13 protein-coding genes are annotated in these 12998 nt (G+C 68.7%); 8 read left to right on the forward strand and 5 right to left on the reverse strand.

Features of this window, described 5'->3' with window-relative positions; genetic code table 11:
• Window positions 1–12: 12 nt before the first annotated feature.
• The gene (locus GBZ26_RS05400) at window positions 13–372 is read right to left on the reverse strand and encodes a hypothetical protein (protein WP_247884767.1); all 360 of its coding nucleotides are present in this window, start codon (window positions 370–372) and stop codon (window positions 13–15) included.
• Window positions 373–427: 55 nt separating this feature from the next.
• Between GBZ26_RS05400 and gloB the strand changes: the two genes are divergently transcribed.
• From gloB to GBZ26_RS05415, 3 genes are read left to right on the forward strand one after another with little or no spacing between them, the layout of a single operon-like run.
• Window positions 428–1189 (forward strand): hydroxyacylglutathione hydrolase, encoded by a 762-nt coding sequence (gloB, locus tag GBZ26_RS05405; protein ID WP_174437953.1) that lies wholly within the window; start codon window positions 428–430, stop codon window positions 1187–1189.
• Between the two features lie 54 nt (window positions 1190–1243).
• Window positions 1244–1849: a glutathione S-transferase N-terminal domain-containing protein gene (locus GBZ26_RS05410; RefSeq protein WP_174437954.1), complete on the forward strand. Its 606-nt coding sequence runs from the start codon at window positions 1244–1246 to the stop codon at window positions 1847–1849.
• A gap of 14 nt (window positions 1850–1863) precedes the next feature.
• The gene (locus tag GBZ26_RS05415) at window positions 1864–2295 is read left to right on the forward strand and encodes a cupin domain-containing protein (protein WP_174437955.1); all 432 of its coding nucleotides are present in this window, start codon (window positions 1864–1866) and stop codon (window positions 2293–2295) included.
• A 96-nt stretch (window positions 2296–2391) separates the two neighbouring features.
• Here GBZ26_RS05415 and yddG read toward each other — a convergent pair whose 3' ends face one another.
• Window positions 2392–3330: an aromatic amino acid exporter YddG gene (gene yddG / locus GBZ26_RS05420; protein WP_174437956.1), complete on the reverse strand. Its 939-nt coding sequence runs from the start codon at window positions 3328–3330 to the stop codon at window positions 2392–2394.
• Between the two features lie 148 nt (window positions 3331–3478).
• Between yddG and GBZ26_RS05425 the strand changes: the two genes are divergently transcribed.
• A complete protein-coding gene (locus GBZ26_RS05425) occupies window positions 3479–4327 on the forward strand; it encodes a DMT family transporter (protein WP_174437957.1) in 849 nt (282 codons plus the stop codon).
• Window positions 4328–4384: 57 nt separating this feature from the next.
• Here the strand turns inward: GBZ26_RS05425 and GBZ26_RS05430 are convergent, their stop codons facing one another.
• From GBZ26_RS05430 to GBZ26_RS05440, 3 genes are all read right to left on the reverse strand, one after another.
• Window positions 4385–5092: a hypothetical protein gene (locus tag GBZ26_RS05430; RefSeq protein ID WP_247884768.1), complete on the reverse strand. Its 708-nt coding sequence runs from the start codon at window positions 5090–5092 to the stop codon at window positions 4385–4387.
• Between the two features lie 164 nt (window positions 5093–5256).
• A complete protein-coding gene (gene ade, locus GBZ26_RS05435; RefSeq protein ID WP_174437959.1) occupies window positions 5257–6966 on the reverse strand; it encodes an adenine deaminase in 1710 nt (569 codons plus the stop codon).
• A 93-nt stretch (window positions 6967–7059) separates the two neighbouring features.
• Complete coding sequence (locus tag GBZ26_RS05440; protein ID WP_174437960.1) at window positions 7060–7317, reverse strand: hypothetical protein; 258 nt, start codon at window positions 7315–7317, stop codon at window positions 7060–7062.
• A 235-nt stretch (window positions 7318–7552) separates the two neighbouring features.
• On the opposite strand from GBZ26_RS05440, the gene GBZ26_RS05445 reads away from it, so the two are divergent.
• The 4 genes from GBZ26_RS05445 to hybB all read left to right on the forward strand — a co-directional run bounded on the left by GBZ26_RS05445 (window position 7553) and on the right by hybB (window position 12992).
• Window positions 7553–9244 (forward strand): methyl-accepting chemotaxis protein, encoded by a 1692-nt coding sequence (locus GBZ26_RS05445; RefSeq protein WP_174437961.1) that lies wholly within the window; start codon window positions 7553–7555, stop codon window positions 9242–9244.
• A gap of 322 nt (window positions 9245–9566) precedes the next feature.
• Window positions 9567–10730: a hydrogenase small subunit gene (locus GBZ26_RS05450; RefSeq protein ID WP_174437962.1), complete on the forward strand. Its 1164-nt coding sequence runs from the start codon at window positions 9567–9569 to the stop codon at window positions 10728–10730.
• A gap of 9 nt (window positions 10731–10739) precedes the next feature.
• Complete coding sequence (gene hybA / locus GBZ26_RS05455; RefSeq protein ID WP_211104593.1) at window positions 10740–11810, forward strand: hydrogenase 2 operon protein HybA; 1071 nt, start codon at window positions 10740–10742, stop codon at window positions 11808–11810.
• Window positions 11811–11822: 12 nt separating this feature from the next.
• The gene (gene hybB, locus GBZ26_RS05460) at window positions 11823–12992 is read left to right on the forward strand and encodes a Ni/Fe-hydrogenase cytochrome b subunit (protein ID WP_174437963.1); all 1170 of its coding nucleotides are present in this window, start codon (window positions 11823–11825) and stop codon (window positions 12990–12992) included.
• Window positions 12993–12998 lie beyond the last annotated feature (6 nt).

Raw genomic sequence — 12998 nt, forward strand, 5'->3', positions numbered from 1 at the left:
TGGTCGGCGGCGTCAGATGTATATAAGAGCCAGGAGCTGCTCCGTCCCCTCCAGCCCGTGGACGAGCAGCACGCGGTCGACCGACATATCGGCCAGCGGCAGATCCGCCTCGTCGCCCAGCGCCACCAGCCCCGGCCCGCCCGGCGGCCAGAAGGTCACGCCCTGGGTCGCCGGCATGATGGAGAACACCCGCTCCGCCTCGTCGCGGAAGGGTTGCAGGTACGGCGTCGTGTAGCCGACCCCCAGAACGATCTGGCCGCGCAGGTCGGGCCAGATGGTGCGGATGCGCCGGCGGATCATCCGCCGCGCCGCCTGACCAAGCCCGGACTCGTAGAATTCACGAAGATCGACGATATCGGTGTACATGGTCATCCCAGGCTATCACGTTTCGATCAAACGTCCATTCATGCGGGAGAGGCCCAAGCCTATGGACATCCACCTTATTCCAGCGTTCGCCGACAACTACATCTACCTCCTGCGCGACCCGACCAGCGGCGCCGTGGGTGTCGTCGATCCGGGCGACGCTCAGCCCGTGCTGGCGGAATTGGACCGGCGCAACTGGACGCTGACGCACATCTTCAACACCCACCATCACAACGACCACATCGGCGGCAACCACGCGCTGAAGGCGCGCACCGGCGCCGACGTGATCGGCCCGCGCGCCGACGTCGCCCGCATTCCCGATATGGAGACGTGTCTGGGCGAAGGCGAGACCATTTCGTTCGGATCGCACACCGCACAGGTGTTTTTCGTCCCCGGACACACCTCCGGCCACATCGCCTTCTGGTTTCCCGAGGCCAAGGCGCTGTTCAGCGGCGACACGCTGTTCGCGCTCGGCTGCGGGCGGCTGTTCGAGGGCACGCCCGCCCAGATGTGGGCCTCGCTGGTCAAGCTGCGCGGCCTGCCGGACGACACGCGCGTCTATTGCGGCCACGAATACACCCTGTCCAACGCCCGCTTCGCCGTGACGGTGGAGCCGGACAACGCCGCCCTGAAGGCCCGCGCGGCGGAGATCGCCGCGCAGCGCGAGCGCGGGGAGCCGACCATCCCCTCCACGCTGGGCGTCGAGAAGGCGACCAATCCCTTCCTGCGCGCCGACGTGCCGGAGGTCCAGGCCGCCCTCGGCATGGCCGGGGCCGACCCTGTGGCGGTGTTCGCCGAGATCCGCGGCCGCAAGGATCGCTTTTGAAAATCGGCGCCGCCGCATTACCCTGACGGCCATCGAACGGGAGGAGAGATTTTGATGAAGCTGCGCTGGAGCCCGACCTCGCCCTATGTCCGCAAGGTCGCGATGGTCCTCATCGAATGCGGGCTGGACTCGGCGGTCGAGAAGCAAGCGACCAACGCCTGGGCGCCGGACACCGACCTGCCGGCGGACAACCCGCTGGGCAAGGTGCCGGCCCTGATCCTGAAGGACGGCTCGGCGCTCTACGACAGCCCGGTGATCGCCGAGTATCTGGACTCGCTGCACGATGGCCCGCGCCTGTTCCCGGCCGCCGGCCCGGCGCGCTGGACGGCGCTGCGCCAGCAGGCCCTGGCGGACGGCATCTGCGACGCCGCCATCCTGCGCCGCCTGGAGCTTCAGCGGCCGGACGGCGAGCGCTCCGAGTCCTGGGCGGACCGCCAGCGCCGCGCCGTGGCCCGTGCGCTCGACGTGCTGGAGGCGGAGGCTGCGGGGCTGGACGGCACGCTGACCATCGGCACGTTGTCCATCCTGGTTGCGCTCGGCTACCTCGACTTCCGCTTCGGGCACGAGGACTGGCGGGCGGGCCGTCCGGAGCTGGCGGCGTGGTTCGCCTCGGCCTCCGACCTCGACAGCTTCCGCCGCACCGCACCGCCGCCGGCGTGACGGAGGGCGACGCCATGGAGCCGCTGACCCCCGAGCGCATCATCGCGACGCTGGGCATGCAGCCCCACCCGGAAGGCGGCCATTACGTGGAGACCTACCGGGACGCCCCGCCAAGCGGCGGGCGCGGCGTGATGACCGGCATCTATTACCTGCTGCAGGCCGGGGAGCGCTCGCACTGGCACCGGGTGGACGCGGTCGAGATGTGGCACTGGCACGCCGGGGGGCCGCTGGAGCTGTCCATCTCCACCGATGGGCGGTCGGTGGAGCGGATGATCCTCGGAATGGACCTCGCGGGTGGCCAGCGCCCGCAGGGGGTCGTTCCGGCGCATGCATGGCAGGCGGCGCAACCCATGGAGGGTTGGGTTCTGGTGGGCTGCACCGTGTCCCCGGCCTTCGATTTCGCCGGCTTTGAAATGGCGCCGGAAGGATGGCAGCCGGGGCAATAGGGTCGCTTGGAAACGGTTGAGGCGGCCTTCAACTCGTCCCTTCAGCCTCCTGCGGGGGAGAGCATCGCCTCCCCCATCGACCCCCTGCTCAGCGCCCTACCGGTCGCCGCGCAGAACGTCGCGGCTCGCCAGGATGGCGCCGCCCATGATCAGGGCGCAGGCCGCCCACACGGTCCAGCCCCCCGCCGCCTGCCCGAACAGGATCAGCAGCAGCGTGGAGGTCAGCGGCGTGGCGTAGGACAGCACGCCCAGCGCCCGGATGTCGCCGCGCTTCACCCCATGGTCCCACACGAAGAAGGCCGCGCCGACCGGCCCGATCCCCATGGCGAGCACCGCCAGCCATTCGCCGCCGGACGGCGCCACCGTCGTCTCGAACAGCAGGTGCGACAGCCCGGCCAGCACCGCCGTGGCGAGACAGAAGCCGCCGACCGCCTCGGTCGGGACATCGCCGAAGCGGCGCGACAGCACCGAATAGGAGGCCCAGAGCACCGCGGCGGCCATGGCCGACAGGTAACCCGGCGTGTCCCCGGCGTCGAGCGACAGGCCTCGCGCGCCTCCCGTCACGATCAGCACCGTCCCGGCCAGCCCGCACAGCGCGCCCAGCACATGACCGCGTTTCAACCGTTCCCCCGGCAGCAGGGCGGAGAACAGGACGATCAGCAGCGGCCAAAGATAGTTCAGCAGATTGACCTCGACCGCCGCACCGGGGGCGAGGCGGAAGGCCAGGAAATAGAAGAAATGGTAGCCGAACAACCCGGCGACGCCGAGCAGCCAGACCCGCCAGGGCTGGCGCAGCACGCCGATCACGTCCTTGCCCCGCGCGGCCCCCGCCGCCGTCCCGATGATGAAGGCGACGCCGAAGGACATCGCGACGAGTTGGAACGGCGGAATGGTTCCCGACAGCGCTGTCAGCAGCGCCAGCGTGGACCACATCAGGATGGCCAGACCACCGATGGCGGTGGCGCGGCGGACGGCGGCCGGGGCTGACGCCGCGGCGGACGGCAGACTCTGGGTCGGGAGGCTTTCGGTCGACATGGTGAACGCTTAGCGCAAAGAGGGCCCTCGGGCAATCGGGCCGGGCAATCAAACTGTCCGACGCCGGACCTGTGCGTGTATCCTGCCATCCGGCCGGCAGCAGGCGTCCCTCCTCCCGCATCGTCCATCCATCCGAACGGTTCCCGCCTTGCCCACCGAAGCCCTTCTCGCCGTCCTGGCCGGCGCCCTTCTCCATGCCGGCTGGAACACCGCGCTGAAGGCCGGCGGCGGCAGCGCGTCCGACGCGGTCCTGGTGGTCGCCGGGTCCGCCTTGATCGCCCTGCTGATGCTTCCCGTCGTTCCGGCGCCGGCGCTCGCCAGCGCGCCTTGTCTGGGCGTGACGGCGGTGCTGCACGTCGCCTATTACCGGCTGCTCACCGCCGCCTATCGCAACGGGGCGATGAGCCACGCCTATCCGCTGATGCGCGGCACGCCCCCGCTGCTCGTGGCGCTGTGCAGCGGCCTGCTGCTGGGCGAGGGGCTGTCCGCCGGCGCCTGGATGGGAACGCTGCTGGTCTGCGGCGGAATCCTTGGGCTGACCCTGTTGGGGCGGCGCTCGGCCCCGTCGGGATCGTGGCGGGGCACCGCCTGCGCGCTCGCCAACGCCCTGGTGATCGCCGCCTACACGGTGGTGGACGGCATCGGCGTGCGGCTGTCCGGTTCGGCGGCCGGCTACACGCTGTGGGGATTCCTGCTGTTGAGCGTGCCCATGGTGGGCGGGGCGCTGCTGCGCGACGCGCGGGGCTTCCTCAGCCACGCCCGCCGGCGCTGGATGGTGGCGCTGGCCGGCGGGGCGGCCAGCATCGCCTCCTACGGGCTCGCGCTCTGGGCGATGACCCTGGCGCCGATCGCCGTGGTGGCGGCGCTGCGCGAGACCTCGATCCTGTTCGCGATGGCGCTGGCCGCTCTGGTGCTCAAGGAGCGGGTCGGTCCGGTGCGTCTGGCCTCCGGCGCGGTCATCGTGCTCGGCGCCGCGTCGCTGCGCCTCGCGGCCTGACGTCGCCTCGACGGATCGGCCGCGTCTACAGGCGGATGGCGAGGAGGTTCTGGCGCCTCAGAAAAGCCCGTTCAGCAGAGACCCGCGCCCACTGCTGCCGCCGCTTCCTCCGGTCAGGATGCCCAGCGCGCCGGAACTGGTCGTGCCACCACCCATCAGCAGCGAGGTCAGGCGCTGAAGCTGCGGCGTCTGCTGGAGCGGGTTGTCGCCCTTGGCCGGCTGCTTGGCGATGGTGTCGTAGTCCTTGCTGTAGTCGCCCATGCGGAGCTGGAGGCCGTAATTCTTCTCCTCCTTGGCCGCCACACCCTTGTCGCGGGAGACGCGCAGCGTGTAGTCGCCGCGGTCGAGCGACAGCGTGCCCGCCTCGAACTTCTTGTAGGTGTCGTAGGTGGAGCCGGCCTCGCTGTTGCTGTCGGCGACGATCTTGCCCTGCTTGTCCATCAACTGGACGCGCACGCCCGTGTCTCCGACGCGGCCGAGGGCGACCTCGCCGGGCGTCGCCAGGTTGAATTTGTAGAAGTCCGCCGGATCGTTGGCGGACAGCGTGCTGAGCACGTTGAGGCGGCTGGTGTCCTTGATCAGCGTGCCGACGTTGGTGGCGAAGGGCGCGGCGTTCAGAGCGGACTTGCGGACGGTCTGCTCATATTCCTGGACCTTGCCGCTGGGCTTGGCGTCGGTCGCCTGCTTGGCCTGTTCCTGGACGCGCTTCATCGCCGCGTCGATGGACGTCTGAAGGCTCTGCGCCAAGCTGCTGATGTCGCTCATTCCAACCATGGCACGTCCCTCCGACCGGCATTCTTCGCGTTCGTCGGGCCGCCCCTTGCAGACGGCGGGCCAAGTGGCTTTTCATGAGTTTCAACGGGTTGAGCCGAACCCCCTGCCGGAGGGGCCGGCAAGATCCGCACCCCGTCCGGCAGGAATTGCCGAGGTCACGCCTCCACCAGCGCGAATTTGTCGACGTCGACCAGCCCGCGGTCGGTGATCTTCAGATGCGGGATCACCGGCAGCGGCAGGAACGCCAGTTGCAGGAAGGGCTCGGCCAGCGGGCAGCCCATCTCCTTCACCGAGGCGCGCAGGCTGCGCAGGTGGCGCTCGACCGTCTCGAAGGGCTCCAGGCTCATCAGCCCGGCCAGAGGCAGCGCCAGCTCGCCCACCACCTTGCCATTGCGAACCGCGACGAAGCCGCCCTGAAGCTCGATCAGGCGGTTGACGGCGATGGCCATGTCCTCGTCAGACGCGCCGACCACGCAGATGTTGTGGCTGTCGTGCCCGACCGAGGAGGCCAGCGCGCCCTCGCGGATGTGGAAGCCGCTGGTGAAACCGCGCCCGACATTCTGGTTGGTCCCATGGCGGGCGAAGACGCAGATCTTCAGGATGTCGCGGTCGGGATCGGCCACCAGCCTGCCGTCCTTGGCCGGCACCTCCAGCCGCAGATGGGCGGTGATGATCTTGCCGGGCAGAACGCCGATCACCGACTGGACGGAGCCGCGGGCGGGCACCGCGAAATCCTCCGCCGTCACGGGCTGGAGCTTGACCGAGCGCAGCCCCACCGGGCTGACCGCCGGACGGCCGGCGAAGATTTCCGGCGTCACCACCCGCCCGTTGCGGATGACCCGGTTGACCGCGCACTCCTCCAGATCGTCCAGCAGGACGAGGTCGGCGCGCTGCCCCGGCGCGATCAGGCCGCGGTCGAACAGGCCGAAGCCGCGCGCCGCCGACCATGTGGCCGCGCGGTAGACATGGGCCAGGGGGGCGCCGAGCCGGATCGCGCTGCGGATCAGGTGGTCCATGTGTCCCTCCTCGGCGATGTCGAGGGGGTTGCGGTCGTCGGTGCAGAAGCCGAGGAAGGGCGAGGTTTCCGGCTGGATCACCGGGGCCAGGGCGTGCACGTCCTTCGACACCGACCCGTCGCGAATCAGCACCTGCATGCCCTTGCGCAGCTTCTCCATCGCCTCCGGCGCGCTGGTCGTCTCGTGGCAGTTGCGGATGCCGCAGGACAGATAGGCGTTCAGCTCCCGCCCGCTGAGAAGCGGAGCGTGGCCGTCGATGTGGCGCCCGTCGAAGGCGGCCAGCTTGTCGAGCACCCCGTCCACCTTGTGGAAGACGCCGGGGAAGTTCATGAACTCCGCCAGCCCCAGCACCTTCGGATGGTCCTTGTGGCGCAGCAGGTCCGCCGCCTCCAGCCGCGCGCCGGAGGTTTCCAGCTCCGTCGCCGGCACGCAGGAGGAGAGCTGCACCCGCAGGTCCAGCACCGTCCCCTCGGCGCAGTCGAGGAAGTAGCGAAGCCCCTTCTCGCCCAGCACGTTGCAGATCTCGTGCGGGTCGCAGATGGCCGTGGTGGTGCCGCGCGGCAGGACGCAGCGGTCGAACTCCATCGGCGTGACGCAGGTGGATTCGCAATGGACATGGGTGTCGATGAAGCCCGGTACGACGGTCAACCCGGACCCGTCGATCTCCTCCACCCCGTCGTAGGACTCGTAGGTGCCGACGATCCGGTCGCCGCACAGGGCGATGTCGCCCGCGGCGGTCTCGCCGGTGACGACGTTGAGGAAACGGGTGTTCTTGATGACCAGATCGGCCTTCGTCTCGCCCAGAGCCTGGCCGATGCGCGTCTTCAATTCATCCCGGGTGACCGCCATCGCTCTGCCTCGTCCTGCCCGTTCCACCTCCTCTTTAGGTAAATGGCCGGGCGGAGCCCTTCAATCGGATATTCCATAACGCCGATCGCGCGGTCAGTCGCCCGGACGACTCGCCAGTCCGATCACCGCTGCGGTGCCACGGTAGTCCGAATAGTTCCAATAGGTGCGCGGCTCCAACCGGTAAGCCGGGAGACCACCGCCCAGCGTGTAGACCGGTCCGCCTCCGCCATAGCCGACGCCGTAGTTGCCCGCCTCGGACAAGCCGTTGTCTCCGCAAGCCGTCAGCGCCAGAAGAAGGACGGCAACGGAAGATTGCGTGAGCGTTCCGATGATGGCTGCGATGGGCTTCATGATCCACCCGCCCGGTCCGAAGCGTTGCGCCCATATGAAGACAAACACGCCCGGACTTTCACTATTCCTGAAAATTTTTGTTCGCCCGAAAAACAATGTGCGCTTCGTCTAGTTCCGACTCAATGGTGACGCGGCAACGTGTCATAGAACGATTTAACGCTTCGGAAACCAATAGGTATCTCAATATCGTCATGCACAGAGGCGGCCCAAGACCGCCGCAATGGGGACGTCCAGCATGTTGAAAGCGTTTAAGAACCTAAAGATCGGGCCGAAGGTCTATCTTCTCGTGGGGCTGCAGGCGGCGGTGGCCGCGGCGACCGGCCTGATGGGGCTGGCCGCCATGCATGATCTGGCCGGCAAATCGGAGGCCATCGAACGCGCGTCGGACCGGCAGGTGCTGGGCGAGCAGCTCAACGGCCTCGTCCTGGCCGTCGTGATGGATTCGCGCGGCGTCTACATGGGCCGTGACCGGGCCGAGGTGGACAAGTTCGGCAAACCCCTGCTGGACAATCTGAACACCCTCGGCGAACGGCTCGGCACCCTGAAGCGCCTCACCCCGGCGGAAGGGCAGGCCGCGCTGGCCCCGGTGGCCGCGAAGGCCGAGGAGTTCATCCGCTTCCGCACCGAAACGGTGCGCCTCGCCCGCGAGAAGAGCCCGGCGGACGCCCGGGCCTATGGCGACAACGACGCCAACCGCAGCAACCGCCAGGCGCTCAACGCCGCGATCCAGGCGCTCAGCGCCGACCAGGACGGCATGATCGACCGCCTGCACGACGAGTTGGTGTCGGCCCGGAACCACTGGACCACCCTGATGCTCGCCATCGGCGTCGGCGGCGTGCTCTTCGGCATCCTGCTGGCCGTTCTGGTCGCCCGCGACATGATCGCGCGCCCCATCGCCCGCATGACCGCGGCGATGAAGACCATCGCCGCCGGCAACACCGCAGCCGAGGTGCCCGGCACCGGCCAGGGCGACGAGGTCGGCGACATGGCGGAGGCCGTGCTGGTCTTCCGCGACGGGCTGCGCCGCGCCAATGATCTGGCCGAGCAGGAGCGCCGCGAGATCGACGTGCGCCGCCAGCGCCAGGAGCGGCTGGAGGCCCTGACCCACGGCTTCGCCCAGAAGATCGAGGGTCTGTGCCGCACCCTGAACGGGGAGGCCGACAGCATCCGCAGCAGCGCCGAATCGCTGACCCACTCCGCCGCCGACGCCTCGCGCCGCAGCTCGACCGTCGCCGCGGCGGCGGAACAGGCCACCGGCAACGTCCAGACCGTGGCGGCGGCGACCGAGGAGCTGTCCACCTCCATCGGCTCGATCAGCCAGCGCCTCGGCGAGGCCGCGCGCATCGCCAGCGAGGCCGAGCGGGAGGCCCAGCGCACCAACAGCACCATCCAGGGCCTCGCCCAGGCGGCGGAGAAGATCGGCGCGGTGGTCAACCTCATCACCGAGATCGCCAGCCAGACCAACCTGCTGGCGCTCAACGCCACCATCGAGGCGGCGCGCGCCGGCGAGGCGGGCAAGGGCTTCGCCGTGGTGGCCCAGGAGGTCAAGAGCCTCGCCAACCAGACCGCCCGCGCCACCGAGGAGATCTCCGCCCAGATCGTCGCCATCCAGAACGAGACCCAGCAGGCGGTCGGCGCGATCAGCGGCATCGTCGGCACCATCGAGCGGATCAGCGACATCAGCACCAACGTCGCCGCCGCGGTGGAGCAGCAGGGCTCCGCCACCCAGGAAATCGCCCGCAACGTGCAGGAGGCCGCCATCGGCACGCAGGAGGTTTCCTCGACCATCTCCGGCGTGTCGCAGTCGGCCGACCACACCGGCGAGGCCGCCGGCGGCCTGCTGAGCGCCGCCAAGGGCCTGTCGGTCCACGCGCGCACCCTGCAGAGCGACGTGGACGACTTCACCCGGCAGATGAAGGCGGTCTGACCCTCCTCCCCACTCCTCCCCGGATTTCATGCCGGGGAGGTGGCTTTTCCCGACGCATCCTTTCCACTGATGCGCCCCCGGCGTTCGAAGCTTACCCGCTTCATACCCCATTTGATGTAGATCAATGCCGCGCCCGCATCGAAACTGGTGCAATGCCGGCGAGCGTTTCGCGCCCAAATACCCCTATAATCGATAGGGATTACGCCGCGCCTTGGGTTTCCCGCCTCGGGTTCCCCAGGACGCGCCGTGGCGTGCTGCGCATCCGGCGTCCGGCCACCGGGCGGCCAGCGGATCAATGCAAAAGGGTCTTTGGGGGAAAGTCATGCCCGACGGACATGTGGATCTCGACGCCGAGCACATCGGCGATCTCGACGAGTATGAGGGTGCGCTGGCCGGCCTGTCCCGCCGGGAATTCCTGACCTACTGCACGGGCGTGGCCGCCACGCTGGGGCTGTCCCCCGCCTTCGGCGTGAAGATCGCCAACGCCGCCGTGGCCGCGCCGCGCCCGACGGTGATCTGGCTGTCGGGCCAGGCCTGCACCGGCTGCACCGAATCGCTGCTGCGCACCCACCACCCGTCGCTCGAGACGCTGATCCTCGACACCATCTCGCTCGACTACAACGAGACGCTGATGACCGGCTCCGGCCACCAGGCCGAGAACTGGAAGCAGCAGGCGATGAAGGACAATTGGGGCAAGTACCTGATGGTCACAGACGGCTCCATCCCGACGAAGGACGGGGGCGTCTACTGCAAGGTTGCCGGCAAGACCTACAAGGACGCCGTGCTGGAATGCGCCAAGGGTGCGGCCGCGGTCATCTCCATGGGCTCCTGCTCCTCCTGGGGCGGCTGGCCGTCGACCGGCGTCAACCCCACGGGCGCCGTCGGCCTGAACGAGATCATCAAGGACAAGCCGGTCGTCTCCGTCCCCGGCTGCCCGCCGAACCCTTACAATTTCCTGTCGCTGGTCCTGCATTTCGTCGCCTTCGGCAAGCTGCCGGAGCTGGACGACAAGATGCGCCCGAAGTTCGCCTACGGCCGCCTGATCCACGAGAACTGCGAGCGCCGCCCGCATTTCGACGCCGGGCGCTTCGCCATGGAGTTCGGCGACTACGGCCACCGCCAGGGCTACTGTCTCTACAAGCTCGGCTGCAAGGGGCCGGAGACCTACGCGAACTGTCCGTCCATCGGCTTCAACGATGTCGGCCAGGGCACCTGGCCGGTGGGCACCGGCCATCCCTGCTTCGGCTGCACCGAGAAGGGCGTCGGCTTCACCAAGGGCATCCATGAGCTGGCCTCGCTGAAGTCGGTGGCGCCGCCCAACAGCTACCCGGCGGTCGCCGTGGACAAGGGCGAGGGCATGTCGGCCGGGGCCGCGGCGGTGGTCGCCGGCATCGCCGGCGCGGCGGTCGGCGCCGGCGCCGTTATCTCCAGCCGGCTCGGCAAGCAGGACGCGAAGACCGAATCCTCCTCCACCGCCGCCGAGTGAGGTGACGCCATGTCGAAAAACATGATGTCGAAAAGCAAGACATCGGTCTCACGGCGCGGCTTCCTGCGGAACGCGGTCAAGGGCAGTGCGGCCGCCGCCGCCGCGGCCTGCACCACCGTGGTCGCCGCCCCGCCGGAGGCCAACGCGCTGGTCCGCCCACCCAAGCCGCTGCCGCCCGACGCGGTCGGCCTGCTCTACGACAGCACGCTGTGCATCGGCTGCAAGGCCTGCGTGACCGCCTGCAAGGAGGTCAACCACATGCCGCCCGACGTCGGCCCGGCCCAGCAGGGCTGGAACGCGGGGGGCGGCGACAGGCCGATCTACGACAGCCCGGTGGAGCTGTCGGCCAGGACGCTGAACGTCATCAAGGCCTACAGCCACGGCACCGGCGCCACCAAGGACGCGGCGGAGGACGGCTTCGCCTTCATCAAGCGGCAGTGCCTGCACTGCGCCGATCCGTCCTGCGTGTCGGTCTGCCCGGTGTCGGCGATGACCAAGGACGCCAAGACGGGCATCGTCAACCACGACCCGAGCGCCTGCATCGGCTGCCGCTACTGCGTGCTGTCCTGCCCGTTCGGCGTGCCGAAGTACGACTACAACGACGCCTTCGGCGAAATCAAAAAGTGCCAGCTCTGCAAGCAGCAGCTCGCCAAGAACGAGCTTCCGGGCTGCGCAGACGTCTGCCCCACCGGGGCAACCCTGTTCGGCCGCACGGAGGACCTCAAGGCGGAGGCCAAGCGCCGCACCGCGCTGAAGGTGGGCGAATACGCGCACTACCCGCGCGGCGACATCGCCGGCAAGGTCGGCGGCCCGCGCGCCGGCCATGAGAAGCTCGTCGAGGCGGCCTACCAGACGCACATCTACGGCGAGAAGGAGCTGGGCGGCACCCAGTGCCTCGCGGTGTCCGCCGTGCCGTTCGACAAGCTGAACCTGCCCACCAACGTGCCGGAGAACGGCTATCCGACCCTGTCGGAAGGCATCCAGCACACGCTCTACGCGGGCATGATCGCCCCCGCCACGGTGTTCGCCGGCCTCGCCTATCTGGCGCACCGCAACACCAAGAACCACACCGACGAGTGAGGGGGCCACGCCATGTCTTCGCAAGCTCATGAGCATCATGGACACGAGCATCAGGCGCTCGGCGGCCGGGTCCTCACCCTTCCCTTCCTGATCTGCGCCGCGCTGGTCGCCGTCGCCGGCGTCATCCTGTTCCAGCGCTACACACAGGGTCTGGGGGCTGCGTCGAACCTGAACGACGGCTATCCCTGGGGCATCTGGGTGGCCATCGACGTGGTGATCGGCTCGGCCTTCGGCTGCGCCGGCTACGTCATCGCGCTGCTCTGCTACATCCTGAACCGCGGCGAGTACCACCCGCTGGTCCGTCCGGCGGTGCTGGCGAGCCTCTTCGGCTACGGCCTCGCCGGTCTGGCGGTGCTGGTCGACCTCGGCCGCTACTGGAATTTCTACCACATGATGCTGCCGTGGTACGCGCAGCCCAACTCCGTGATGCTGGAGGTCGGCCTGTGCGTGGCGACCTACACGCTGGTGCTGGTGGTGGAGTTCGCCCCGGCCTTCCTGGAGCGCTTCGGCATCGAGGGGCTGCGCGCCAAGCTGAACAAGGTGCTGTGGGTCTTCATCGCGCTGGGCGTGCTGCTGCCGACGATGCACCAGTCGTCGCTCGGCACCATGATGGTCATCGTCGGGCACAAGCTGTCGCCGCTGTGGCAGTCGCAGATGCTGCCGGTCTTCTTCCTGCTGACCGCCATCCTGATGGGCTTCGCCATCGTGGTGTGGGAGTCGGTGATGGCCTCGCTGAACTTCCGCCGCCCGATGGAGACGCCGGTGCTGTCGAAGCTGGCGGGGCTGATGCTGGTCGTCGCCTCGCTGTTCGTCGTCCTGCGCTTCGTCGACCTCATCGTGCGCGGCCAGATCGGCCAGATCTTCGGCGGCCCGCAGTCCGGCTGGTTCGTGGCGGAGATGGTCCTGATGATCTCCGGCCTCGCGCTGCTGATCCCCAAGGCCAACCGCAAGCGGTCGCGGGCGCTGTTCCTGTCGGCCTCGCTCCTGCTGGCGGCGGGCATCCTCTACCGCCTGAACGTCTATCTCATCGGCTTCACGCCGGCGGTCGGCCCTTGGCACTACTTCCCCTCGGTCAAGGAAATCATGGTCACCGTCGGCGTCTTCGCGCTGGAGATCGCGCTGTATCTCCTCTTCGTGAAGAAGCTGCCCGTCATGCACGCCGTCCATCCCGAGCACGGCTGAGTTTAG

Origin of the sequence: Azospirillum formosense (assembly GCF_013340925.1) — a bacterium.
GTDB lineage: Bacteria > Pseudomonadota > Alphaproteobacteria > Azospirillales > Azospirillaceae > Azospirillum > Azospirillum formosense.

Coding starts and splice junctions, on each gene's coding strand:
- GBZ26_RS05400 (WP_247884767.1), bottom strand. CDS start 372: ATGACCATGTACACCGATATCGTCGATCTTCGTGAATTCTACGAGTCC.
- gloB (WP_174437953.1), top strand. CDS start 428: ATGGACATCCACCTTATTCCAGCGTTCGCCGACAACTACATCTACCTC.
- GBZ26_RS05410 (WP_174437954.1), top strand. CDS start 1,244: ATGAAGCTGCGCTGGAGCCCGACCTCGCCCTATGTCCGCAAGGTCGCG.
- GBZ26_RS05415 (WP_174437955.1), top strand. CDS start 1,864: ATGGAGCCGCTGACCCCCGAGCGCATCATCGCGACGCTGGGCATGCAG.
- yddG (WP_174437956.1), bottom strand. CDS start 3,330: ATGTCGACCGAAAGCCTCCCGACCCAGAGTCTGCCGTCCGCCGCGGCG.
- GBZ26_RS05430 (WP_247884768.1), bottom strand. CDS start 5,092: ATGAGCGACATCAGCAGCTTGGCGCAGAGCCTTCAGACGTCCATCGAC.
- ade (WP_174437959.1), bottom strand. CDS start 6,966: ATGGCGGTCACCCGGGATGAATTGAAGACGCGCATCGGCCAGGCTCTG.
- GBZ26_RS05440 (WP_174437960.1), bottom strand. CDS start 7,317: ATGAAGCCCATCGCAGCCATCATCGGAACGCTCACGCAATCTTCCGTT.
- GBZ26_RS05445 (WP_174437961.1), top strand. CDS start 7,553: ATGTTGAAAGCGTTTAAGAACCTAAAGATCGGGCCGAAGGTCTATCTT.
- GBZ26_RS05450 (WP_174437962.1), top strand. CDS start 9,567: ATGCCCGACGGACATGTGGATCTCGACGCCGAGCACATCGGCGATCTC.
- hybA (WP_211104593.1), top strand. CDS start 10,740: ATGTCGAAAAACATGATGTCGAAAAGCAAGACATCGGTCTCACGGCGC.
- hybB (WP_174437963.1), top strand. CDS start 11,823: ATGTCTTCGCAAGCTCATGAGCATCATGGACACGAGCATCAGGCGCTC.